This is a genomic window from Pseudomonas sp. 14P5.3.2 (assembly GCF_057799175.1).
Genome location: NZ_JBYOKU010000008.1, coordinates 60,992 through 85,125, shown reverse-complemented (window position 1 = coordinate 85,125; position 24,134 = coordinate 60,992). Strand labels below are relative to the sequence as shown.

General features: G+C 61.8%; 15 protein-coding genes. 3 read left to right on the top strand and 12 right to left on the bottom strand.

What is annotated here, in order from left to right:
- Positions 1-147: 147 nt before the first annotated feature.
- The 5 genes from AC27VU_RS08790 to AC27VU_RS08770 all read right to left on the bottom strand — a co-directional run bounded on the left by AC27VU_RS08790 (position 148) and on the right by AC27VU_RS08770 (position 7,013).
- The gene (locus AC27VU_RS08790; protein WP_488723881.1) at positions 148-3,165 is read right to left on the bottom strand and encodes a sarcosine oxidase subunit alpha; all 3,018 of its coding nucleotides are present in this window, start codon (positions 3,163-3,165) and stop codon (positions 148-150) included.
- Positions 3,162-3,491, bottom strand: coding sequence for a sarcosine oxidase subunit delta (locus AC27VU_RS08785; protein WP_003228964.1), 330 nt, complete (start codon positions 3,489-3,491; stop codon positions 3,162-3,164). The genes AC27VU_RS08790 and AC27VU_RS08785 overlap by 4 nt, the downstream gene beginning before the upstream one ends.
- 14 nt (positions 3,492-3,505) lie before the next feature.
- Positions 3,506-4,756, bottom strand: a complete 1,251-nt coding sequence (locus tag AC27VU_RS08780) for a sarcosine oxidase subunit beta (protein WP_003206307.1) — start codon at positions 4,754-4,756, stop codon at positions 3,506-3,508.
- Positions 4,757-4,776: 20 nt separating this feature from the next.
- Positions 4,777-6,030 (bottom strand): serine hydroxymethyltransferase, encoded by a 1,254-nt coding sequence (gene glyA, locus AC27VU_RS08775; RefSeq protein ID WP_003228965.1) that lies wholly within the window; start codon positions 6,028-6,030, stop codon positions 4,777-4,779.
- Between the two features lie 272 nt (positions 6,031-6,302).
- Positions 6,303-7,013 (bottom strand): TraX family protein, encoded by a 711-nt coding sequence (locus tag AC27VU_RS08770; RefSeq protein WP_488723880.1) that lies wholly within the window; start codon positions 7,011-7,013, stop codon positions 6,303-6,305.
- Positions 7,014-7,139: 126 nt separating this feature from the next.
- On the opposite strand from AC27VU_RS08770, the gene AC27VU_RS08765 reads away from it, so the two are divergent.
- Both AC27VU_RS08765 and AC27VU_RS08760 read left to right on the top strand, forming a co-directional pair.
- The gene (locus AC27VU_RS08765) at positions 7,140-8,180 is read left to right on the top strand and encodes a threonine aldolase family protein (RefSeq protein WP_488723879.1); all 1,041 of its coding nucleotides are present in this window, start codon (positions 7,140-7,142) and stop codon (positions 8,178-8,180) included.
- A gap of 278 nt (positions 8,181-8,458) precedes the next feature.
- Complete coding sequence (locus AC27VU_RS08760) at positions 8,459-9,283, top strand: SDR family oxidoreductase (RefSeq protein ID WP_488723878.1); 825 nt, start codon at positions 8,459-8,461, stop codon at positions 9,281-9,283.
- Positions 9,284-9,404: 121 nt separating this feature from the next.
- Here AC27VU_RS08760 and gbcB read toward each other — a convergent pair whose 3' ends face one another.
- Positions 9,405-10,505, bottom strand: a complete 1,101-nt coding sequence (gbcB, locus tag AC27VU_RS08755; RefSeq protein WP_103484824.1) for a glycine-betaine demethylase subunit GbcB — start codon at positions 10,503-10,505, stop codon at positions 9,405-9,407.
- A 280-nt stretch (positions 10,506-10,785) separates the two neighbouring features.
- On the opposite strand from gbcB, the gene gbcA reads away from it, so the two are divergent.
- Positions 10,786-12,081 carry a glycine-betaine demethylase subunit GbcA gene (gene gbcA, locus AC27VU_RS08750; RefSeq protein ID WP_003228971.1) on the top strand — a complete coding sequence of 432 codons (1,296 nt, stop codon included), beginning with the start codon at positions 10,786-10,788 and terminating at the stop codon, positions 12,079-12,081.
- 103 nt (positions 12,082-12,184) lie between these two features.
- Here the strand turns inward: gbcA and AC27VU_RS08745 are convergent, their stop codons facing one another.
- The 6 genes from AC27VU_RS08745 to dgcB form a co-directional block, all read right to left on the bottom strand.
- Positions 12,185-13,429, bottom strand: coding sequence for a metallophosphoesterase family protein (locus tag AC27VU_RS08745; protein ID WP_488723877.1), 1,245 nt, complete (start codon positions 13,427-13,429; stop codon positions 12,185-12,187).
- A gap of 25 nt (positions 13,430-13,454) precedes the next feature.
- The gene (locus AC27VU_RS08740) at positions 13,455-15,323 is read right to left on the bottom strand and encodes a c-type cytochrome (RefSeq protein WP_338800183.1); all 1,869 of its coding nucleotides are present in this window, start codon (positions 15,321-15,323) and stop codon (positions 13,455-13,457) included.
- A gap of 198 nt (positions 15,324-15,521) precedes the next feature.
- Complete coding sequence (locus AC27VU_RS08735) at positions 15,522-18,974, bottom strand: GMC oxidoreductase (RefSeq protein WP_488723876.1); 3,453 nt, start codon at positions 18,972-18,974, stop codon at positions 15,522-15,524.
- 1,073 nt (positions 18,975-20,047) lie between these two features.
- Entirely contained in the window at positions 20,048-20,818 is a 771-nt protein-coding gene (etfB, locus tag AC27VU_RS08730) for an electron transfer flavoprotein subunit beta (protein ID WP_226500938.1), read from the bottom strand.
- Positions 20,819-20,828: 10 nt separating this feature from the next.
- Complete coding sequence (etfA, locus tag AC27VU_RS08725; protein ID WP_400508876.1) at positions 20,829-22,049, bottom strand: electron transfer flavoprotein subunit alpha; 1,221 nt, start codon at positions 22,047-22,049, stop codon at positions 20,829-20,831.
- Positions 22,049-23,998, bottom strand: coding sequence for a dimethylglycine demethylation protein DgcB (gene dgcB / locus AC27VU_RS08720; RefSeq protein ID WP_488723875.1), 1,950 nt, complete (start codon positions 23,996-23,998; stop codon positions 22,049-22,051). Before dgcB ends, etfA begins: the two co-directional genes overlap by 1 nt.
- Positions 23,999-24,134: the final 136 nt, after the last annotated feature.

The window sequence follows — 24,134 nt, the reverse complement described above, 5'->3', positions numbered from 1 at the left end:
CTGCCGCCTTCGCGAGCAAGCCCGCTCCCACAGGGGACTGATGCCTGACACAAATTCCATTAACGACCCGGAACCTGTGGGAGCGGGCTTGCTCGCGAATCGATCAGACGACTCGCACCCACTGACACCCCACCGTCCCCCGAGCAATCAGATGTTCTGCCGATCACCCTTCGGATCGAAGAACACCGAAGACACAATCTCCGCCTCGATCACGCTGCCGTCGGCCAGCGGCGCAAATACCCGCTCGCCCATACGCTTGAGACCGCCCTTGACCACGCCCATGGCAAACGAATAGCCGAGGGAGTTGTGCGCGTAGCTGGAAGTCACGTGGCCGACCATGGTCATCGGGATCGCTTGCTTGGTGTTGAACACCAACTGAGCACCTTCCGGCAGCCAGACGTTCGGATCGATCGGCTTGAGGCCCACCAGTTGTTTGCGCTGATCACGCACGCAGTCTTCACGGTTCATGCCGCGCTGGCCGATCCACGAGAACGGTTTGGTGCGACCGACGCACCAGCCCATGTTCAGGTCGTCCGGAGTCATCGAGCCGTCGGTGTCCTGACCGACGATGATGAAACCTTTCTCGGCGCGCAGAACGTGCATGGTCTCAGTGCCGTACGGCGTCAGGTTGTACTGCTTGCCGGCCTCGACGATTTTCTCCAGCACGCCCATCGCGTAGTCGGCCTGGACGTTGACTTCGTACGACAGCTCACCGGTGAACGAGATGCGGAACACCCGCGCCGGCACGCCGCCGACCAGGCCTTCTTTCCAGGTCATGAACGGGAAGGCTTCGTTGCTCAGATCGATGTCGGTCACGGCGCTGAGCAGCTTGCGGCTGTTCGGTCCGGACAGGGTCATGGTCGCCCAGTGATCGGTGACGGAAGTGAAGTACACCTTCATCTCCGGCCATTCGGTCTGGTGGTACAGCTCCAGCCACTGCAGCACGCGCGCCGCGCCGCCAGTAGTGGTGGTCATGACGAAATGGTTGTCGGCCAGGCACGCCGTCACACCGTCGTCGAAGACCATGCCGTCTTCTTTGCACATCAGGCCGTAACGCGCCTTGCCCACGTCGAGCTTGGTCCAGGCGTTGGTGTAGACGCGGTTGAGAAACTCGCGGGCATCCGGGCCTTGAATGTCGATCTTGCCGAGGGTCGAGGCGTCGAGCAGGCCGACGCTGTCGCGCACGGCTTTGCATTCGCGCTTCACCGCGGCGTGCATGTCTTCACCGTTTTTCGGGAAGTACCACGGACGTTTCCACTGGCCGACGTCTTCAAACTCGGCGCCGTTCTTCACATGCCAGGCATGCAGCGAGGTGTAGCGCACCGGTTCGAAAATGTGCCCACAGTGACGACCCGCTACCGCGCCAAACGTCACCGGCGTGTAGTTGGGGCGAAACATCGTGGTGCCCATCTGCGGGATGGTCACGTTCAGCGAGCGCGCGGCGATGGCCAGACCGTTGACGTTGCCGAGCTTGCCCTGATCGGTGCCGAAGCCCAGCGCGGTGTAGCGTTTGACGTGCTCGACCGACTCGAAACCTTCGCGGGTCGCCAGTTCGATGGCAGCGGCGGTGACGTCGTTCTGCAGGTCGACGAATTGCTTCGGCGCCCGCGCGGTGCCCTTCTCATGCGGCACCTGGAACAGCGCCAAAGTCGCTTCTTCGAGACGGCTCAGCGCTTTTGGCAGTGTGCCTTCGACCACACCGAAACCGGCTTCACTGGCAGCACGAGCGCCCCCTTCGAAACCATCGGCCAGCGAATCGCCGAGGCCGTAAACGCCGTTGATGCCGCCGACGCACACACGCTTCTGCGGTGCTTCGCCCGGTACGAAACCGAGGATGTCTTCACGCCAGATCGGCTTGCCACCGAGGTGCGAAGCCAGGTGCACCACCGGGCTGTAACCGCCGGAACTGGCGATCACGTCGCAGTCGAGCCATTCGCCCGGGCTGGTCACGCTGTGCGCCTTGACGTCGATCGCAGCGACGCGGGCAGCGGTCACGCGCTTGCTGCCACGGGCCTCGATCACGGCGCTGCCGGTGAGGATGCGGATACCTTTGGCGCGGGCTTCTTCCACCAGCGCACCCCGCGGATTGCTGCGTGCATCGGCGATGGCCACCACTTGCAGGCTGGCGTCGAGCCAGTCCAAAGCGACGCGATAAGCGTGATCATTGTTGGTGCTCAGCACCAGCTTCTTGCCCGGTGCCACGCCGTAACGGCGCACGTAAGTCGAGACCGCACCGGCAAGCATGTTGCCCGGCACGTCGTTGTTGCCGTAGACCAGCGGACGCTCGTGCGCGCCGGTCGCCAGCACGACACGCTTGGCGCGGACGCGGTGGATGCGCTGACGCACCTGACCGATTGGCGCACGGTCACCGAGGTGATCGGTGAGGCGTTCGTGAATGGTCAAGAAGTTGTGGTCGTGGTAACCGTTGACCGTGGCGCGCGGCAACAGCAGCACGTCCGGGGTGTCCTTGAGTTCAGCGATAACGCTGGCCACCCACTCGATCGCCGGTTTGCCGTCGAGGCTTTCGCGGGAATCGAGCAGGCTGCCGCCGAACTCTTCCTGCTCATCAGCGAGGATCACCCGCGCACCGCTGCGCGCAACCGCCAGGGCAGCGGCGAGACCGGCAGGGCCGGCGCCGACGATCAGCACGTCGCAGTGCTGGTTCATGTAGTCGTAGGTGTCCGGATCGACTTCGGTCGGCGAACGGCCCAGACCGGCAGCCTTGCGAATGTACTTCTCGTAAGTCATCCAGAACGATTGCGGGTACATGAAGGTTTTGTAGTAGAAACCCGGCGGCATCAGCTTGCCGCCGACCTTGCCGAGAATGCCCATCATGTCGTTGTTAACGCTTGGCCAGCCGTTGGTGCTGGTGGCGACCAGGCCTTGGTACAGCGCCTGTTGCGTGGCGCGCACGTTGGGAATCTGCGTGGCTTCGGTGGCACCGATCTGCAGCACGGCGTTCGGCTCTTCGGCACCGGCGGCGAAGATCCCGCGTGGACGCGAATACTTAAAGCTGCGACCGATGATGTCGACGCCGTTGGCGATCAGTGCCGAGGCCAGCGAGTCGCCCTCGAAGCCTTTGTAGCTCTGACCGTTGAAGGTGAAGCTCAGCACTTTGTTGCGGTCGATCCGTCCACCGTTGGACAGGCGATTGGTCTGGCTCATACCTTCTCTCCCAGCGCCGTCGTGGCTGTTTTCGCCGTATCAGCCTTGTCGGTGAATTGCGGCTTGGTGCCGATCTTGTAGGTTTCGAGAATCTCGTAGGTCACAGTGTCGCGGGTGACGTTGAAGTACTGGCGGCAACCGGCGACGTGATCCCACAACTCGTGGTGCAGACCGCGCGGGTTGTCGCGGAAGAACATGTAGTCGCCCCACTCTTCATCAGTGCAGGCGTTCGGATCCAGCGGACGCGGGATGTGCGCCTGACCGGATGCATGGAATTCCTCTTCGGAGCGCAGTTCGCCGCAGTGAGGACAGAAGATATGCAACATGGGAATTTCTCCTGTTAGTGGGCGACGGCAGCAGCGCCGTGTTCGTCGATGAGTGCGCCGTTGTGGAACCGGTCGATGGAAAACGGTGCAGCCAACGGGTGCATTTCACCCTTGGCGAGGCTGGCGGCAAACACGTTGCCCGAGCCGGGAGTCGCCTTGAAGCCACCGGTGCCCCAACCGCAGTTGAAGAACATGTTCGGCACCGGGGTTTTCGAAATGATCGGGCAAGCGTCCGGGGTGGTGTCGACGATGCCGCCCCACTGGCGGTTCATGCGCACCCGCGACAGCACCGGGAACATCTCGACGATGGCCTGAATGGTGTGCTCGATCACCGGGTACGAACCGCGCTGGCCGTAGCCGTTGTAGCCGTCGATGCCGGCGCCGATCACCAGGTCGCCCTTGTCCGACTGGCTGATGTAACCGTGCACGGCGTTGGACATGATCACGCTGTCGATAATCGGTTTGATCGGCTCGGACACCAGCGCTTGCAGCGGGTGGGATTCGATCGGCAGACGGAAACCGGCGAGCTTGGCCATGTGCCCGGAGTTACCGGCGGTGACCACACCGACACGCTTGGCGCCGATGAAACCCTTGTTGGTTTCAACGCCGATGCACACGCCGTTTTCCTTGCGGAAACCGATGACTTCGGTCTGCTGGATCAAGTCCACGCCCAAGGCGTCGGCGGCACGGGCAAAACCCCAGGCCACGGCATCGTGACGGGCGACGCCGCCGCGACGCTGAACGGTCGCGCCCATCACCGGGTAGCGGGTGTTTTTCGAGCAGTCGAGGTACGGAATCTCGTCGGCCACTTGCTTGGCATTGAGCAGTTCGCCGTCAACGCCGTTGAGGCGGTTGGCGCTGACCCGACGCTCGGAATCACGGATGTCCTGCAGGGTGTGGCACAGGTTGTAGACGCCGCGCTGGGAGAACATCACGTTGTAGTTCAGGTCCTGCGACAGGCCTTCCCACAGTTTCATCGCGTGTTCGTACAGGTGCGCCGACTCGTCCCACAGGTAGTTGGAACGCACGATGGTGGTGTTGCGCGCGGTGTTACCGCCGCCCAGCCAGCCCTTCTCGACCACGGCCACGTTGGTGATGCCGTGCTCTTTCGCCAGATAGTAGGCGGTCGCCAGACCGTGCCCGCCGCCGCCAACGATGACCACGTCGTAGACCTTCTTCGGCGTCGGCGTGCGCCACATGCGCTGCCAGTTCTCGTGGTGGCTGAGGGAGTGTTTGAAGAGGCCGAAGCCCGAATAGCGTTGCATAGTCATTTACTCCAAACCGCTCAGCGATAAACCGGGTAGTCAGCGCACAGTGCCGCGACGTTCTTGGCCACATTCGCTTCAACGTCGGCGTCACCGAGGTTGTCGAGGATGTCGCAGATCCAGCCGGCCAGCACTTCGCACTGGGCGACCTTGAAGCCGCGGGTGGTGACGGCCGGGGTGCCGATGCGCAGGCCCGAGGTCACGAACGGCGATTGCGGGTCGTTCGGCACGGCGTTCTTGTTGACGGTGATGTGCGCACGGCCGAGGGCGGCGTCAGCATCCTTGCCGGTCAGGCCCTGACGGATCAGGCTGACCAGAAACAGGTGGTTGTCGGTACCGCCGGACACTACATCGTAGCCACGTTTGATAAACACGCTGGCCATCGCCTTGGCGTTGTCGATCACTTGCTGCTGATAGGCCTTGAAGCCTGGCTCCAGCGCTTCCTTGAAGCACACCGCTTTACCGGCGATGACGTGCATCAGCGGGCCGCCCTGGGCCCCGGGGAATACCGCGGCGTTGAGCTTCTTCTCGATCTCTTCGTTGGACTTGGCCAGGATCAGCCCGCCACGCGGACCGCGCAGGGTCTTGTGCGTGGTGGTGGTGACCACGTCAGCGTACGGCAGCGGGTTCGGGTACAGGCCAGCAGCGACCAGACCGGCCACGTGGGCCATGTCGACGAACAGCAGCGCGCCGACCTTGTCAGCGATCTGGCGGAAGCGCGGGAAATCCAGGGTCTTCGAATAAGCGGAGAAACCGGCGACGATCATCTTCGGCTTGCACTCGACGGCCAGACGCTCGACTTCGTCGTAATCGATCAGCCCGGTATCGGTGTTGATCCCGTACTGCACCGCGTTGTACAGCTTGCCCGAGGACGACACTTTCGCGCCGTGGGTCAGGTGGCCGCCGTGGGCCAGGCTCATGCCGAGAATGGTGTCGCCCGGCTGGATCAGCGCCAGGTACACCGCGCTGTTGGCCGAGGAACCGGAGTGCGGCTGGACGTTGGCGTAATCGGCGCCGAACAACTGCTTGGCGCGTTCGATGGCCAGCGCTTCGACTTTATCCACATGCTCGCAGCCGCCGTAGTAGCGCTTGCCCGGATAGCCTTCGGCGTACTTGTTGGTCAGGCCGCTGCCTTGCGCTTCCATCACGCGTTTGCTGGTGTAGTTTTCCGACGCGATCAGCTCGATGTGATCTTCCTGACGTTGCTCCTCGGCATTCATCGCCGCCAGCAGTGCATCGTCATAACCCTGGATCTGGTCTTGCTTGCTGAACATCGCGTCTCTCCCAGCGGCGGCAGTGCGCCATTTTGTCTTGGTCAGGCACGCGGCTTGCGACGGTGCCCTTTGATGCGATGGTATGACCGGCGCAGACAGCTCAAATGCCTACGGACGCCACGCAAAGGTGCGTTTACGACATGGCGGGAAATGACCGATTGAATCCACGCCGATCCCTTGTGGGAGCGGGCTTGCTCGCGAAAGCGGTGTGTCAGTCGCCATCTATGCCGTCTGATTCACCGCTTTCGCGAGCAAGCCCGCTCCCACAGGGGTTATGTGCAGGCCGTGCGAATGGCGAGCAGCAAGAGGAAATGCAGGGGATAGAGCGCGTACGCCCAACGGCGCATGGGCAGCGGATGGATAGATCTGAAGTGTCGCAACAAGAACAGCCCGAGCATTGGCGCAATCAGGCATGCCGCGATGCCGAACACCGCCACGTAGTTACCAAACTCCGCCGCCTCATACAGCACCTGCCACTGATTCCCCGCCAGACACACCAGCCCCGGCAGCAGGCCGAAGTACCAGGGGCGACGGATCACCCACAGCAGCGCCAGCGGCAGCAACACGCCAAACACGCCGAACATCAGCCACTGCGAAAACAACGCCGCCAGCAGCAAGGCACCGACGCCCAACAGGCGCGATAGCAAGGTTCGATCCTGCCACCCTCGCGCCACCAGCAAACCGAGCGCCAGCGTGGGCATCACGTTCATGGTGTCGGGATCAGGAATGTACAAGCGGTAGGGAATCTCGCTGACCAGGCTGAACAGCAACAACCAGCCCAGATAGCGCCACTCGGTCTTCTGCGCACCGGCCCGGGCAAGGTTCGCCGCCATCGCCAGACAGAACCACGGGAACGCCAGACGCCCCGGCACATACAGCCAATCGGCGCTGATCCCGACATATCGCAGGTGATCGAGCAGCATGCTCAGCAGCGCCAGCCACTTGAGCAAATCCAGCGCGCCGTCGCGTTTAGTCACGTGCATAATCGGGCCACAAACTGGTAATTTTCTGACAGCGACATCCCGTGTGCTCCCCGGAAGATCTTCGGTAAAGTGCGCACCATCATTGACCACGAGCCTTCACAAGAGTCTCGACCACGGAAGCCGGCCATGACCGACAAGAGCCAACAATTCGCCAGCGACAACTATTCCGGTATCTGCCCTGAAGCCTGGGCTGCCATGGAACAGGCCAACCACGGCCACCAGCGCGCTTATGGCGACGATGAATGGACCGCGCGCGCTTCGGACTATTTCCGCAAATTGTTCGAAACCGACTGCGAAGTGTTCTTCGCCTTCAACGGCACCGCCGCCAACTCGCTGGCGCTGTCATCACTGTGCCAGAGTTACCACAGTGTGATCTGCTCGGAAACCGCCCACGTCGAAACCGACGAATGCGGCGCACCGGAATTCTTCTCCAACGGCTCGAAACTGCTGATCGCCGGCACCGAAAACGGCAAGATCACCCCGCAGTCGATCCGCGAAGTCGCGCTCAAGCGCCAGGACATCCACTACCCGAAACCGCGCGTCGTGACCCTGACTCAGGCCACTGAAGTCGGCAGCGTCTACACCCCTGAAGAAGTCCGCGCCATCAGCGCCACCTGCAAGGAACTGGGCCTGCACCTGCACATGGACGGCGCGCGTTTCTCCAACGCCTGCGCCTTCCTCGGCTGCTCGCCGGCCGATCTGACCTGGAAGGCCGGCGTCGACGTGCTGTGCTTCGGCGGTACGAAAAACGGCATGGCCGTGGGTGAAGCGATTCTGTTCTTCAACCACAAACTGGCCGAAGACTTCGACTACCGCTGCAAACAGGCCGGGCAACTGGCGTCGAAAATGCGCTTCCTCTCGGCACCGTGGGTCGGCATCCTCGAAAACGACGCCTGGCTCAAATACGCTCGCCACGCCAACCACTGCGCGCAACTGCTGGCCGAGTTGGTCAGCGACATTCCGGGCGTGGAACTGATGTTCCCGGTGCAGGCCAACGGCGTATTCCTGCAACTCTCGGAACCGGCCATCGCCGCGCTGACCGCAAAAAACTGGCGCTTCTACACCTTCATCGGCAAGGGCGGCGCACGTTTCATGTGTTCGTGGGACACCGAAGAAGAACGCGTACGCGAACTGGCCCTTGACATCCGCGAAGTGATGTCGGCCTGATTCCTTGGCAAATGAACGCCTGGATGAGGGGATCTCCGGTAATGAGTTGATCCCCTGTGGCGAGGGAGCTTGCTCCCGCTGGGCTGCGTAGCAGCCCCAAAACCTGAGCGTGCGGTTCGTCAGACACACCGCATTGCCCGGGTTTACGACTGCTGCGCAGCCGAGCGGGAGCAAGCTCCCTCGCCACAAGTCCACTTCGCCGCCCCTACCCCGCCAGCTGCTTGGTCTACATTGTCTGTCGAGCCCCCGCTCACATAACAACAAGCAGGAGCATCGGCATGTCGCTACAAGGCAAAACCCTGTTCATCACCGGCGCCAGCCGTGGCATCGGCCGTGAGATTGCGCTGCGGGCCGCCAAGGACGGGGCCAATATCGTGATTGCGGCCAAGAGCGCCGAAGCTCATCCGAAATTGCCCGGCACCATCCACAGCGTCGCCGCAGAAGTCGAAGCCGCTGGCGGCAAGGCATTGGCGCTGCAACTGGACGTGCGTGATGAAGACGCGGTGCGCAGTGCACTGGCCCAGGCCAACGAGCATTTCGGCGGCATCGATGCGCTGATCAATAACGCCGGGGCGATCAAGTTGACAGGCGTGCAACACATCGAACTCAAACGCTTCGACCTGATGCACCAGATCAACACCCGCGCGGTGCTGCTGTGCAGCCAGGCCGCCCTGCCCTATCTGAAAAAATCCGCCGGACACATCCTCAACCTGTCGCCGCCGCTGAATCTGGCAAGCAAATGGTTCGCCCAGTACAGCCCCTACACCGTGACCAAATACGGCATGAGCATGCTGACGGTGGGCATGAGCGAGGAATTCGCCAATTACGGGATCAGCGTCAATTCGCTGTGGCCGCAGACGATGATTGCCACGGCGGCGATCGAGTTTCAGCTGGGTAGCCGCGAGTCGTTCAAGCATGCGCGCACGCCGGCGATCATGGCGGATGCGGCGCATGTGATCCTGAGCAGCAGCGGGCGGCAGATCAGCGGTCGGCTGTTGATTGATGAGGAGATTTTGCGAGAAAACGGCGTGACCGAATTCGATCATTACCGCTTCGAACCGGACAGCGACGCCGCACTGATGCCCGACCTGTTCATCGATTGAAAACACATCCCCCTGTGGGAGCGGGCTTGCTCGCGAAAGCGGTGTGTCATTCAACACGTTTGCCGACTGATCCGACGCTTTCGCGAGCAAGCCCGCTCCCACAGGGGATTTGCATCGATCCTTAGAATTCGATCCGCACGTCGCCCTTCGGCACGCTGCAGCACGACAGGATGAACCCTTCCGCCTCGTCGTCCTCGGTGATCCCGCCGTTGTGCTCCATCTCCACTTCGCCACCGAGCTTGAGCACCTTGCACGTGCCGCAAATCCCCATGCCGCAGGCTTTCGGGATCATCAGGCCAAGCTTGGCCGCGGCTGCGTGCACGGTTTCGCCCGGGCCCACGCGAATGCTCTTGCCGGAGGCGGTGAACTCGACCTGATGCAGATCCGCTGCGTCGATTTCCGGTGCCTCGGCCGCCTGCTCGGCCTGTTCAACTGCGTCAGCGCGGGCCTCGGGTGGCGTGGCGCCGAAGGATTCCTCGTGATACCGCGACATGTCGTAACCGGCGGCTTCCAGCAAGCGCTTGACCGCGGTCATGTACGGCGTCGGGCCGCAGCAGAACACTTCGCGTTCGAGGAAGTCCGGCACCATCAGTTCGAGCATCTTGTGATTGAGGTAGCCGCGATAGCCGGCCCACGGCTCGCCCAGCCCGTGTTTCTCGCAGATCAGGTGCAGGCTGAAGTTGTCGATTCGCGACGCCATGTGCTCCAGCTCACGGTGATAAATGATGTCTTTTGGCGAGCGCGCGCTGTGGATAAAGGTCATGTCGACGTTGGCGTTGGTGTCGTAGAACCAGCGCGCCATCGACATGCACGGGGTGATCCCCACGCCGCCGCTGAGATACAGCACTTTCGGACTCGGGAAGTCGATCGCGTTGAACAGCCCGACCGGGCCGTGCACCGCCAGCTCCTGGCCTTCATGCAAGGTGTCGTGCAGCCAGTTGGAGACCTTGCCGCCCGGCACCCGTTTGATCGTCACCGAGAAGCTGTACGGCACCGACGGCGAACTGGAAATGGTGTACGAGCGCATGATCGGCTGGCCGTCGATTTCCAGCTCCAGGGTCACGAACTGCCCGGGCTTGAAGAAGAACAGGATCGGCTGGTCGGCCATGAAACAGAAGGTGCGCACGTCCCAGGTTTCCTGGATGACTTTGACGCAACGGACGATGTGTCGGCCATTGGCCCAGGTCTGGGTGGTGACCGGATTCAGGAAGCTGTTGGACATGCTGTTCTCCACGGCCGACTGTCGGCCTTCATGTGGCGATTCTGCGTATAGCGCAGACCGCCCGTTTACCTATCCGCGACATCGGCATGCTTATCGCGACCAGCCCCCAACCACCGGGGGTTGCGCGTCGGGAACAGATTGCACCATGTCGCCCATGGATAAGGTTCCGCCCAGCGCCGGCCCCACACTCGCCTCACATCAAACAGATTCTTTACACCTTGCGTAGCAACCCTGATCAGCCACTTTCGCGGCCACGCAGATGGCCTTGAGGAATACATCGATGGACGTCACCGCAAAAATCAGCCTGGGCGATCCGCTGGAACCCGCACGCAAGGCCACCGCACAGATGCTGCAAGAGCGCGAGCGCACCTTTTCCCTGCCGCAACCGTTCTACAGCGATGAGCGCCTGTTCGATATCGACATGCAGGAGATCTTCCAGAAAGAGTGGTTGATCGCCGGCATGACCTGCGAGATCCCGGCCAAGGGCAACTACCTGACCCTGCAGGTCGGCAAGAACCCGATCATCGTCATTCGTGGCGCTGACGGCGTAGTCCACGCCTTCCACAACGTCTGCCGCCACCGTGGCTCGCGCCTGTGCACCAGCGACAAGGGCAAGGTTGCCAAACTGGTCTGCCACTACCACCAGTGGACCTATGAGCTGGACGGTCGTCTGCTGTTCGCCGGCACCGAGATGGGTGCCGACTTCGACATGAAACAGTACGGCCTCAAACCGGTGAACGTGAAGACTGCCGGCGGCTACATCTTCATCAGCCTGGCGGAGAATCCGCCGGCCATTGATGACTTCCTGTCGACACTGAACCACTACATGGAACCGTACGACATGGAGAACACCAAGGTGGCGATCACCACCACCTTGATGGAAAAGGCCAACTGGAAACTGGTGCTGGAAAACAACCGCGAGTGCTACCACTGCAACGCGTCGCACCCGGAACTGCTGAAGACCCTGCTGGAATGGGACGACGTCACCGACCCGCGCGCCGATCAGGCGTTCAAGGATCACGTCGCCGCCTCCGCCGCGGCGTGGGAAGCCGAGAAGATCCCTTACGCCCACGCCAGTTTCGGCCTGCGCAACCGTATCGTGCGCATGCCGCTGCTCAAGGGCACCGTGTCGATGACCCTGGACGGCAAACAGGGCTGCGCCAAACTGATGGGCCGGATCAAGAACCCCGACCTCGGTTCGATGCGCATCCTGCACCTGCCGCACTCGTGGAACCACTGCATGGGCGACCACATCATCGTCTTCACCGTGTGGCCGATCAGCGCCCAGGAAACCATGGTCACCACCAAGTGGCTGGTGCACAAGGACGCGGTTGAAGGCGTGGATTACGACGTCGAGCGCATGCGCCAGGTGTGGGACGCGACCAACGATCAGGACCGGCGTCTGGCCGAAGAGAACCAGCGCGGGATCAACTCCACCGCCTATCAGCCTGGGCCGTACTCGAAGACCTATGAGTTTGGCGTGGTCAACTTCGTGGATTGGTACAGCGAGCGGATGCTCAACAACCTTGGGGCCGAGCCGGCGCCGTACCTCAAGGGCGTCCCGGTTCAGGGCTAAGATCAAAGGCAAAAGCTTCGCGAGCAAGCCCGCTCCCACATTTGGAATGCATTCCACCTGTGGGAGCGGGCTTGCTCGCGAAGAGGCCGGTCCGGTCACCGCCTCACTTGGATGACCACCTCACACTGCCATCCTCGCCAATAAACTCCTCAAAAATATCCTCCCCCACCAGCCTGATTTTCGCGTAGCCATTCAACACCCGCTGCGGATAGTCCGGGTCGTTGGCATCCTGCGTCTCCGACCACAACACCCGCGAATGCCCGTCCAGCTCGCTGGCGTTGCCGTATGGAATCGCCCCATGCCCGGCGCAGCGCGCATGCAAACCGCCCTGTTGTGCGTAGACGATGCCGTTGTGCAGATGTCCCCAGTACCAATAATCCGGCTCGCGCCCCAGTGCATCGCACACCGGTTGATACAGCGCGGTCTTGTTGTGCCCGGAAATATCGAAGCCCTGGTGATGGCTCAGCACCATGATCTTTTTGCGTTTCGGCAGGCCTTTCATCCACACGATCTGCGGCTCATTCAGCGTGCCATCCATGTACAGGTTCATCGCATCCGAGGCGTAGGCCGAATCGAGGCCGACCACCAGCCAGTCGTCGTTGATCAAGGCGAAATAACTGGTGCCCTGCTGCCCCGGAAAGCGCTTGGCCAGTTCCTTGAAATAGCCATGGGCGCCGCTGTACATCTCGTGGTTGGAGTTGAGGGTGAACGAGCCGTGGCTGCCCATCGGCCAACCGGCCATGTCGACGTCTTCCTGCGAATGGCTGCCGGCGTAATACACGTCACCCAGATGGATGGTGAAATCGGCTTGCGCCAGTTGCATCTGGTTGGCGACTGAAACCGCCGGCGCATGACTGTCAAAGGGGCCGGTGCCCCAGTCGCCGGCAATCGCCAGGGTCACGTCGCGCTCCATCTGCACCACCGCCGGATCGGTGCCGAAGGTCGCGTGGTGACGCAGGTTTTCGATCCACTTCAGCAGCGCCTCGCTCCACAGCAGATCGAGCAGTTCCCACTTGCGACAACCCAACAAGCTGCCGTCCTTCAACACCCGGGTTTGCAGTTGATCCGACGATTGCGGCAGCGGCATCGCGTTGCCGATACGCAGGATCGACAGGCCATGGGACAATTCCCACGGCACCGCCGGTTCGTCGTCCGGCAACTCGCCGTTTTTCAGCACGTACTGCGCCTGATCGTGACCACGCTGTAGCAACTTGATAATGGCCTCGAACTCCTTCGGTTCAAGTTCGCTGATGAGCTTCATCCAGGCCATTTCCATACGCGTGAACAAGCCGTGAAGGCGCAGTTTGACCTTGTCGTACTCGTGTTCCCAATGACTGACCAGTGACATGGCGTAATCCTCTATCCGTAAGGGCTCACAGGGTTTTCATGAATTCGATCAACGCACGCTTGTCGTCGTCCGAAAGCTGCGTGCCATACAAGTGACCGGTGTTGTGGTTGCCCTCCAGCCGCGTGTCGTATTTGAAGTCCGCCGAGGCCTTGGCCTGGGCGCCGCTGGTGACGAAACCGACGTTGACCGGGTCGTAGACGTCTGACCCGGTGATGAACACCACCGGACGTTTTTCCGGCGGTTGCAACAGATCCCACAGGGTCGGTACCGAACCGTTGTGCAGATACGGCGCGCGCAGCCAGATGCCGTCAGTCGGCGTGTTGCTGTAGCTCTGGGTCTTGCGATACGCGCCGAAGTCGAACGGCGGTTTCTTGAAGGTGTGGAACGCCGTCACCAGACCGGTGGTGAACGAGTCCAGCCGATGCGGATCGGTGCCGAGTTGATCGATGTTGGTGGTGACCTGCCCGGTGTCGGCACGCCCGAAGTCATGGCAACCGGCGCAATTGGCTTCCCAGATCGGTTTGCCCTGGGCGACTTTCGCTTGATCCAGCGCCCACGGCCACGCCGGCGGCTTGTGCCCGAGCAGCCAGTTGGTCACCCGGTTGAAGCTCGGTGGCAGCACCGATTCCGGGGTCGCGCCCACGGCCATGGCGGCGGCGTAGTTGCGCTCGTGGATCTTGTTGTTATTGCCGTCCCAGTGCAGGTACATCGACTCCCGCGGCTTCTGGTTCCACACTTGCGGCAGGTCGACGGTGCCGATGGTCGAGTCATCCGGGAAGCCGAACACCACCATTTTCGTCGGGTTGAAGGTGTCGGTGCGGCCCGGCCCCTGAGCGGGCCGCAACTTCTGCCAGGCATAGGCCTGTTTCTGTTTGAGCAGCGCGCTCTTGGCCATCGGGATGATCAGGTAGCGGTTGTAGAGCTTCTCGAAAAAGCCCAGCTGGAATTTGCTGTTGATCGCCGCCATCACCGCGTCGGTGGTGAATTTCGGATCGCTGGCGCAATCGTAGGCGTACCACTGGAAGGCTTGCAGTTGCAGGGTGTTGGCCGGTGCGCTCGGCACGTTGACCGCGACGTCGCTGGCATTGGCCCGGTAGGAGCCGGTGTGGCACAGCGCGCAGTTCGGCTCTACGGTCGGGTAACCGATTTGTCGCTTGGCCATGCCGATCGGCAGGTCCTTGCCGTTTTCATAGAGGAAGCCGAACACTTCCCAGCCGCCGGGTTTGGGCATCTTTTCCGGGCACATCTGCGGCAGCACGGCGAACAGGTAATACGGGATCCGCGCTTCGATGCCCAAGCCGATGGCGGCGTATTTGTAGTGGTCTTCGTCGGAGGCGTATTCCTGCTCCGGCACCACGCGCAGCATCTGGTACCAGGTTTCGTAACCGATGAAACCCAGTAGCGCCACCACGATCAAGGTGCCGACCTTGAAGGCGTGGCTCTGCCATTGCCGCGCCCAGGCCGCGCGCCACTCGCGCCAGCCATCGCAGAGCAACGCCCATGGTCGGTGCTCGGGCGTGGTGCCCAGGTACAGCAGAATGCCGAGAATCAGAAAGAAGCTCAGATCGCCCATCAGCATCGGCACGAACACCGAACCCTGAATGCTCGTATTGATCAGGTAAATCCAGAACACCACGGCGATCAGCCGCGTCAGTACGCACAACCAGGAATGCACCACGTAGCGCGGCGCGTTGAAGCCCGACGGCATGTAAAACACGCTGATGCCCACCAGCAGCATCCCGGCGTTTTCCAGCCACGGGTCGGAGAGTTGCGGCGGCAGGCCGACCACCGATGTCAGCAATCCCGGCGCAAACAGCGCCGGAATCGCGAACACCATGTTCATTGCAATGCCGATCCAGATGAAGCGTTGAAACCAGCGGATACAGGTATCCATGTCATCCATTTCCTTGTGCAGACCTTAGGAGAGCCCCTCTGTGTGATGAGCTTTTGTGGCGAGGGAGCTTGCTCCCGCTCGGCGGCGCAGCCGTCGTAAACCCGGCAGATGCGGTGTTTCAGGAAAACCGCACGCTCAGATTTTGGGGCCGCTTCGCAGCCCAGCGGGAGCAAGCTCCCTCGCCACAGAAAAACTTCATCAACCGAGGGCCGTTTTCTCCAGGTGTTCAAGGATGATCGGATACACATCCACCACCGCGTTCTTGCCGAACATGCAGTCGATGTGGCCGTAGCCCGGCACCACATGCCGGCTGTAGCGCTCCGGCCCGTGGACTTCGCAGACTCGCTGGTAAGTCTTCAGCGTGCTTTCTGGCAGGTAACACTGGTTCTCCGCACCGCTGATAAAGCAGATCGGCATGCTCAGCCGGTCGAAGTGCGGCATGTACACATCGTTGCCTTTGAAATCCACCAGATGCCCTTTGCGCACGATCAGCGCCAGGTGCTCGAAGGTCTCGATGTTCGACTCGCCGAACAGTTCGTGCAGGTTGTCGTGCAGGGTTTCGTTGAGGGTGTCGTGGCGATACAGCGAGGCGTACATGAAGGTGATGCGGTGGCACACCGGATTGGTGCAATAGCCCTGCGCCTCGATCCGCGCGTAGCCGTTGAGGGCCTTGTCGTAGAGGCGGTTGAACCAGTTTTCCTTGCTGTCGGCGTACGCCGTCATCGACTTGATGCCGATCGCATCGAGCATCCCCGGCAGGTGCAGACCGGCCTTCAACCCGGTAGCCGTGGCGACCACGGTGTCAGCGGCAATCTGCGAGCAGACCACCGAACGCACGCCCTGCAGCCCCGCCAGCAACGACATGAAGAACGTGGTCGCGCCGTAGCAATGCACCACGCATTGCACGTCTTTGGCCTGGGTCTCCCGCTGAATCTGCGCGATGGCAGCCTTGAAGTCGTACTGGGCAATCTGGTCGCCGTTCCATTCTTTCTTGCTCGCCGGCAGCAGAATGCTCACGCGGAAATCCAGCAGCCACACGTCATAGTCGTGCTTGCACAGGTACTCCAACAGGTTGGTCTGGATGGTGTCGGTGGAAAAGATATTTGAACCAACGCCCAGGCCATGCACCAGCATCACCGGGCCTTTGCTGCCGGCCCGATAGCGGGTCAGGCGCAGTTCGACGCCGTCCTCGGTGGGGAAGAAATGCACCGCCGGGGTCGGCGCATCCAGCGGCCGTTTCAACCGTGGCGGCGCGTCGGGATTGAAGTAGACATCACCGGCAAACACTCCGCCGTAACTCTCCCAGAGAATTCCGGCGAAGAACTTGCCGAAGCGCGCCAGGCCTTCGATGCGCTCGCGCTCGTTGCGCGCGTTGAGCACTTTCATGGTGGTCATCTGCTTGGCGAAATCGGTCGGATGAATGTGCATCACCCCGGAGCCGATCACCTCGCCGCTCTTGTCCGGCCCGCGATACAGGGTCACGTACAAGGTGCTGGTGTCGTGCCAGATATTCAGCACGCCATTGTCTTCCGGCACAGTCTTGAATGCGCTGAAGAAATAGTCGTTGCCGTCCTCGGCGGTCAGTTTCATGTCGTATTTCATGTGGCGTGTGTCGACCTGCTGCTCGAATTGCTCGAACAGGTTGAACACGCCATTGCTGGCGGTCAGCGGCTGTGGCGACAGTGCCGGGGCATTGACCGTACCGACAATGGTCGCGGCGTGCTCCGGTTCCTTGATCATCCGGTTGAGGTCGTTGGCGGTGATGGTCAGGGTAAAGTCGATCGGCGAATTATCTGCCTCACCGCGTTTGGCCGCCGCTTCGTAGACTTTCAGATCGGTGCTTTGCGCGGCGGTGAAGGCGCGGGAGAAATAGCCTTTCATGGTCTCGGTGAACTGCACGCCGAGAGTGGGTGGTGCCACCTGTTTGCGCGGTGCCGACGGCAGCGTGTAGTCGATCTTCCAGCCACGGTCGGCGGCCAGCAGGCCCATGTTGCGTTCACTCACGGCGGAGATGGTCAGCAGCGGATTGACCGCCAGCGAGGTCGGGATCACCGCGCCGTCGGTCACGTAGAGGCTGGCGTAGACGTCAGTGCCGTTGGCGCCGCTGAACACCTGACCCTTGTGATTGACCACGCCTTGCGCGGCGTCCTCGCCCATCACGCAACCGCCCAGCGGATGCACCGAGACGATGCTGTGCTTGAGCAGTTGGGTCCAGATCGGATTCTCGACCCAGACCCCGCCCAACGCCTTGGTGCTCTGGTACAGACGCTCATTGCCGAGTTTGAAGTTTTCCTGTTCGCCGACGCCCGGCCAGTCGATACGCAACTGGTCCTTGTTGTCGAGAAGCATCCGGCCCTGGCCGCTGTCGTGGCTCATGATCAGGTAGGTCTGCATGTTGTGCAGCGCGCCGTAATACGGGCCGCGCAGAAAGCTTTCGGCTTCGCGTTCCTTGTAGCCGAGCTTGCCGCTGAAACTGTCGTCAGTGGCCACACCGATCATCTCGGCAAAACCGGCCATCGCCGGCACCATCGGCCGGCCGAGGGCGCCGGGGATCGAACCCTCCTCGATGACCATGCGGCTGCGCCAGTCACCTTCGGTGCGCATGTCGATGACCGAGGTGATGCACGGGCCAACCGGCTGCAGCTCCTTGGCCGAGTGCGCGCCGAAACCGATGCCATTGATGGTCTGCTCGCAGTTGTGGCCGAAGCCGAGGATGTCGCCGTTGCCGCTCATGTTCTCGCCGAGCTGGCCGGACATCACCAGGCCCTTGTCCCGCGAGCGCAGAAGAATCTCGGTGGAGCCGAGGGTGCCGGCGGAGACCACGACGATATCGGCCTTCACAAACAACGTTGGCGCGTCGAATTTCTCGCGACCGCTGTCGAGATACTGGAAGTGCACGATCCAGCCATCGCCATCGCGCTCCAGATAGCGCACCTCGGCCTGACAGAAAATCTCCGCGCCGTGGTTCCAGGCGTCTGGCAGATAGTTCATCAGCGTGGTGTTCTTGGCCTTGTTGTTACAGCCCGAGACACAGTCGCCGCACTGATTGCACGGCAGCTGTTCGACGCCGACGTGGTTGAGGTTGTTCGGCAGTTTGTCGAAGGTCACGTTGATCGGCGGCTTGTAGAAATGCGCGCCCTGCTTGAGGTAGTCCGCAGACTTTTTGTTGGCGTCGAGCTTGGGCAGGTTCGGCGCGTTGTTCGGGTACGGATTGGGCTTGAGCATTTCCCGGGCGCGGGCGTAACCGTCCTTGAGCAAGGTGTCTCGGTGTTCGCGCACGGCTTGAGGCCAGCGTGGGTCATCAAATACCCCGGGCTCGGGTTCAAGCGCGACGTTGGCATTGATCAGCGACGTACCGCCGAGGCCGCAACCGACCACCACGTTCTGCTGCGCATTCACGTGCAGGTCGAACAGTCCGGTGCGCGAACCGATATGGCCGTCGGGGTCGTGCACCTGCAATTCTTCGGTCGCGGCAATCATCGTGTTGGGGTATTCGCCGGGCTGGATCTCCCGGCCCCGCTCCAGCAGGCACACCTGCTTACCCGCCCGGGACAGGCGCGACGCAGCAATGCCGCCGCCATAACCGGAGCCGATGACAATGACGTCGTAGTGTTCCTTGATCTCGCTGATGGGCGTTGCGATGCGTGTCATGAGACTGATCCTTTCTCAGGCTGATGGGGCAACTCTGCGGTTGCCTGCAATCAATGGGCGAACGAGCACCTGGCCTCCGGGGCAAACCCGGCGACAGCACAGCGGTATGAACAGGAATCGACGCTACAGGCGAGCGTGTTGATTGGCCGCACGACGTAACGTGCGCTTGCGTGGCGAGGGGGGATGGCGGTGTGGGCGGCTATCCATCATGCGTTCTCCCAGAACCTGATGTGGATAAGTGACGGCTGTCCTTGTGCCATTGCAGTGAAGACAGCGCAGGAATCGAAGTCAAGGCAACGCCTTAGAACTGTATGAAATCTGATCAATTGCTGTTTGGACTATGCCTGGCGGGGCCTGCAGGGTTTGGCGAACAACTTATCCACATAGCCACCTACAGCAAATGGGGGTAACTGTGGATGAGTGGAAAAATAACTGACTGATTTGTGAAGAAAAATCGTGACTTATCCAGAAGGACGGATTGCGCGCCGGATTGGCTGTTTTTTAATCAACACCCTGCAAGCCACGTTTCACTTGGCCTGTAGAGGATGGCGAACACGTTATCCACAGAAGCGCCAACAGACTTCGGGGGTAACTTTGCGGATGCTGTGGAAAAGCGCTGGGGGCTGTGTGAAATCGGGGTTTGCGCAGGAATTATCAGCCTGAAAAGCCCAATTGATCACTTATTGACCAAATCTCTACAGGCCACGTTCTATATGGCTTGCAGCGGACAGCGAACATCTTGTCCACAGAAGCGCCAACAGAGATTGGGGGCAACTTGCAAAGTTATTCAGGAGAAAAAGCCCGGAAAAACCGTGACTTAGGTTGGTCGTTTTTTAACCGGACGGCTACAGGGCTTGATTGGCGTGGGGTCTGGGGATGGGCGAACACGTTATCCACAGATCCGCCAACAGGGATTGTGGGTAAACACACTGAGATCTGCTGCCCCCTTAACCAATGTGGGAGCGGGCTTGCTCGCGAAAGCGGTGGGTCATTCAACTTTGATGCAGCTGAAACGACGCTTTCGCGAGCAAGCCCGCTCCCACAGGGGGTGTTCAGTGTCTGGAGGATTGTGGCTAGCGGACGACGCCTTCTTCGATCAGGAGTTTGAGAATCGCGTCCGCCCCGGCCTGCGCGGTCACGCCTTTGAGCACCTGCCCACCGCCGCCACTCGCTTTGGCGGTGGCAGCTTTCATCCGGTCAGCGCCGCTCTTGGCCTTGATCACCTTCAGGCGTTTCGGCCTTGGCTTGGCCGGTTGCAACGTGGCAACCGCCAGCAATTCATCATCCAGCACCTCCACGTCTTCGGCGTTCAACACGCCACGCTGCGCCGGGCCATACGCACTCTGCCGCGGCTTGGGCGCGGCGTTATCCACAGTCGCCAGAAACGGCAAGCGCACCTTCAACCGCCGCCGCTGCCCACGGGGCAAGGCTTGCAGCACCAGCGCCGAGCCGTCGGTGATCGACTCGACCTGCGCCAGCCCCACCACCAACGGCCAGCCCAGCCCTTCGGCGAGCAGGAACGGCAACATGCCCGAGCCCTCACCGGTTTCCGCCTGACTGCCGGTCAGCACCACCTGAGCGCCAGCCTCGCGCAGATACGCGGTCAGCGCCGGCAAGGCGTCGGCGCCAGCGGGTTGCTCCAGCACATGCAGCTGTTCCAGGCCCATGCCCAGATAGGCGCGCAGCGCAGGTTCCGCGACGTCCCCGGCATGCAGCACTTGCAGGTTATCCCCAGCGAGTTGCAGGCCCAGTTCCACGGCGCGGGCATCCTGTTCGGCGCGGCGTGGCCGGCCCGACGTCGGGTGCGCACCGATGGAAACCAGACTGATGATCTTTGTGCTCATAACCCGTTCCTTAAGCCGCATCGCGCTTGGCTTCGTTGCGGTAAGCCGCTACCGCCGCGATTAACGCCTGAAGAATTTCTGCGCTTTCGCCAATCACCGAAAGATCGGCGCGTTTGATCATGTCGCAACCGGGGTCGAGATTGATCGCCACCACCTTGTCGCAGGCACCAATGCCTTGCAGGTGCTGGATCGCCCCGGAGATACCCACAGCCACATAAACCCGTGCGGTGACCCAGGTACCGGACGCACCGACCTGCCGATCACGCGCCATGAAGCCATCGTCCACCGCCACCCGCGAGGCGCCTTCGGTGGCGCCGAGCGCCGCAGCTGTCTGGTGGAACAGCGCCCAGTCCTTGACCCCGTTGCCGCCGGAGAAAATGAATTCGGCCTCGGCCATCGGAATCGCCGCCGGATCCACCGCTACCGCGCCGAGATCCTCGATCCGCGACAGGCTGCGCGCAATCGTTGTGGATAACTCCACCGGCAGGGCTTCGTGACGGGTTTCGCTGACCGGCTCTGCGCATTCGGCGGAAGCCAGAATCAAGCGTGCGACCGGCCGCGCCAGGTCTTGCAGGCCTGCGCCGGCGCGACCGATGCATTGCTGATCCTTGACCTGCCACACCCGCGTCGCCGGGCGTTCGCCCAGTGCCGCGGCAAAACGTCGGCCGAGCTCGCCGCCACCGCTGCGGCTGTCCGGCAGCAGCCAGTGGCGCGGGTTGAACTGGTTATCCACAGCCCGCAGGCCCTGCACCCGTTGCTCCGGTGCATAACCGCTGAATTGGTCGCCCTCCAGTACCAGCAAGCGATCAACGCCGGCCGTGGCGAAGGCGTTCTCTTTGTGTTCGCCAAACACCACCGCCAACACCGCGCCGTCGTTGCCGGCCAGTTGATGAGCGAGGCCGAGCAAGTCGCGGTCGTGGCTGCTCAAGCGACCGCCGACCATGTCCGGCACCACACTGATGTAGAACGCCGGCGCCGGTACCTGATGCAGCGGCAATTGCACTTCAACCGTGGCCGAGCGTTTGACCGCCCCGCCCTGTTGCGCGCCGCTGCGGTCGATACGCTTGATGCCGTTGGGACCGATGAAACCGATGCCGTGCAGGTTCTTGCGGATGACGCCGTTAGGCCCCATCCAGCTGTGTTGCGCCGGTTGCATCGCCGCGTGCAACGGGTGCAGGCGGTTACGCGCAATCCATTCGGCGCGTGGGTCGCGGCGGATAATGTCGCTCATCAGTGGGCCTCCGCAGGTTCACGTTTGGCCGGTGCAGTCGGCTTGCCTGGCGCGGCGTCTTCGAGCAGCGCATCGGCCACCAGCTCGGCGATGTCCTTGATCAACGGACGCGGTTCGACCACGCCTTCGAGCATCGCCGTGCACTGTGGACAACCCACGGCCACCAGCTCGGCGCCGGTCTCGCGGATGTCGTCCATGCGCATGTCGGGAATCCGCTGCTTGCCCGGAATGTCGGTGATCGGCGCGCCGCCACCGCCGCCGCAGCAGCGCGAGCGGAAGCCGGAACGTTGCATCTCTTTGACCTCGATGCCGAGGGCGCGCAGCACTTCACGCGGCGCCTCGTACTCGCCGTTGTAGCGACCGAGGTAGCACGGGTCGTGATAGGTCACGCTGTTGCCTTTATGCTGACCGAGATTCAGCGCACCGGCCTGGATGATCTCCGCCATATAGCTGCTGTGGTGCTGGACGAGGTAGTTGCCGTCGAACGCGCCGTACTCGTTTTTCAGCACATGGAAGCTGTGGGGGTCGCAGGTGACGATGCGGTTGAAACTGTATTTGGCCAGGGTCTGGATATTGCGTTTGGCGAGCAACTGAAAGGTCGCTTCGTCACCCAGACGACGGGCCACGTCGCCGCTGTCGCGCTCTTCCAGGCCGAGTACGGCGAAGTCGATTTTCGCGGCTTTCAGCACTTTGACGAACGCGCGCAAGGTGCGCTGGTTGCGCATGTCGAAGGCGCCGTCGCCGACCCAGAACAACACGTCGGTGGATTTCTTTTCGCTGAGCAGATTGAGATTCAGATCCGCTGCCCAGTTCATCCGCCCGCCCGGGGCGAAACCGCCGGGGTTGTCGGTGGCGATCAGGTTCTCGAGAACTTCGGCGCCCTTGTTCGGGGTCGCACCTTTTTCCAGCGTCAGGTGGCGGCGCATGTCGACGATGGCATCGACGTGCTCGATCATCATCGGGCACTCCTCGACGCAGGCGCGGCAGGTGGTGCACGACCACAGGGTCTCGGCATCGACCAGACCGTTGACGATCGGTTGATGCGGATTGCCGCTGTGTTCGCCAATTGGCTTGCCCGGATACGGGCTGCCGGCGAAGTTGGCATCGGTGCCGCCAGCGAGGCCGACGACCATGTCCTGAATCAGCTTTTTCGGGTTCAGCGGCTGGCCGGCAGCGAACGCCGGGCACGCCGCTTCGCACTTGCCGCACTGCACGCAGGCGTCAAAACCGAGCAACTGGTTCCAGGTGAAATCCTTGGGTTTTTCCACACCCAGCGGTGCGGATCGATCGTTGAGGTCCAGCGGTTTCAAACCGGTGGAGCGACCGCCGCCAAAGCGTTCGGCGCGGCGGTGCCAGGCCAGGTGCAGCGCGCCGGCGAACGCGTGCTTCATCGGCCCGCCCCAGGTCATGCCGAAGAACAATTCCGACACGCCCCACAAAACGCCAAGCCCGAGAATCGCCGCGAGCAACCAGCCGCCGAAGTTCTCCGGGAGGATGCCGGCCACCGGCAGGGTTACCAGGAAGAACGACGCGGAGAACGCCAGCAGGCTTTTCGGCAGGCGCATCCACGGGCCTTTCGACAGCCGTGCCGGCGGATTGAGCCGGCGCCGGTAGACGAAGATCGCCCCGACGAACATCACTGCCGTCATCAGCAGCAGCGCATAGCCGAGAATACGGTTATGCAGTCCGAAACCGTGCACCAGAATCGCCAGCACGATCGACGCCACCGCACCACCGGCCGTGGCGACGTGAGTGTTGGCGATGTATTTGTCCCGCGCCACCACGTGGTGCAAGTCGACCATGTAGCGCTTGGGCATGGCGAACAGGCCGCCGAGCAGATCGACCTTCGAGGCCCGGCCCCGACGCCACATGGCCACCCGCCGCAACGCGCCGAGGACACCAAGGCCCAGGGCGGCGAACAACAGGATTGGAAGAAGGGTGTTCAACATGGTGAAGCTCCCACCAGTACAGCCTGGAGAAACACTGTCTGCATTACTGTGGGAGCGGGCTTGCTCGCGAAAGCGCTGGATCAGTCAACTCATGCAGAACTGACAGAATGCATTCGCGAGCAAGCCCGCTCCCACA